The organism is Streptomyces katrae (assembly GCF_000966975.1).
In the GTDB taxonomy this organism is placed as follows: domain Bacteria; phylum Actinomycetota; class Actinomycetes; order Streptomycetales; family Streptomycetaceae; genus Streptomyces; species Streptomyces katrae.
This window is the reverse complement of the sequence record NZ_JZWV01000113.1, coordinates 1-1,353: the sequence shown is the minus strand read 5'-3', so window position 1 is coordinate 1,353 and position 1,353 is coordinate 1. Positions and strand designations below refer to the sequence as shown.

Here is a 1,353-nt window from a genome sequence, read left to right as displayed (position 1 = left end):
GCCACAGGGCGTCGGCGATCTCCTCGGGGGACGGGTCGAGCCCGGCGGCCCGGAGCAGCCCGGCCAGGGTGCGCAGTCCGGCCCCGCGGGCTTCGGCGGGGCCTGGGCGGGCGTGGTCACCGCCGGCGTCGTACAGGCCGGCGGTCGCGGGGTCGGTGTGCTCTCGGGGCACCGGCGCTCACCTCGGGCGGTCGAGGCGCTGGATGAGCAGGTCGGCGAGGTCCTCGCGGCTGGGCGGGGAGGCGTAGTGGGTGAGGTAGATGGCGTTGAGCAGCTGGTCGGCGGCGACGAGTTCGGAGCGGGAGCGGCTGAGGAACTCCCGGATCAGGTCGGCCCCGAGCCTGGCGGCCTCCTCACCGAGGTGGGCGCGGACCATGGTGGCGAGGCGCTTCTCGCCGGGCTGGCCCAGTTTGAGCTGGATGCAGCGGCGCAGCAGGGCGGCGGGGAAGTCCCGTTCGCCGTTGCTGGTGAGGATGATGAACGGGAAGGCCCGGCAGCGGACGCGTCCGTCGCGGACGGTGGCCTTGGTGCCGTCGTCGGTGAGGACCTGGACCTCGGGCTCGGAGTCGGCGACGCGTTCGAGTTCGGGCAGGGTGAACTCGCCTTCCTCCAGCACGTTCAGCAGGTCGTTGGGCAGGTCGATGTCGCTCTTGTCGAGCTCGTCGACGAGCAGGACGCGGGGCCGGGCGGTGGGCAGCAGGGCGGTGCCGAGGGGCCCCAGCCGGATGTACTTCCCGATGCCGGGGGCCGTGGGGGGTGCGCCTCCCCCGCCCGGGCCTCCCCCGCCCGGGCCTCCTCCGCCCGGGCCTCCCCCGCTCGCGCCGCCGCCCCGGATCGCGGCGATCTGGACGTCCTGGAGCCGGGCGAGGGCGTCGTAGCGGTAGAGCCCTTCCTGGAGCACGGTCCGCGACACCACGGGCCAGCGCAGCACGCGGCCGAGTTTCAGCTCGTGCGCGACGGCGTGCGCCAGGGTGGACTTGCCGGTGCCGGGGTAGCCGGTCACCAGCAGCGGCCTGCGCAAGTAGAGGGCGGCGTTGATGGCCTCCAGTTCCTCCGGCTCGGGCCGGTGCAGTTCGGCGGCCTGCCGGTGGGCGCCCAGCCGGCGCGCCACGTTCCCGTCGGGGGCCGCGGCCGCCGGGCCGGGTCCGGCGACGGGGCCGCCGTCGAAGTCCCGCCAGGGCGGCGGGTCGGGCAGCGCCTCGATCCCGTCGTGGGGTTCGCCGACTCCCCGGTAGATGAGCCATTCGTCGTTCACGCCCGCTCCCTCCCGCACGGCCCGCCCCGGCCCGTGCCTCCCCCGGCCGCCGCGCACCGCACGCGCCGCACCCCGCCCCGCGGCCCCCGCCGACGGGA

General features: G+C 76.3%; 1 protein-coding gene. It reads right to left on the bottom strand.

Going from position 1 to position 1,353, the window contains the following annotated elements; translation table 11 throughout:
- Nucleotides 1-178: 178 nt before the first annotated feature.
- On the bottom strand, nt 179-1,255 hold the full coding sequence (locus tag VR44_RS06185) for an AAA family ATPase (RefSeq protein WP_045946350.1): 1,077 nt from the start codon (nt 1,253-1,255) through the stop codon (nt 179-181).
- Between the last annotated feature and the right edge of the window lie 98 nt (nt 1,256-1,353).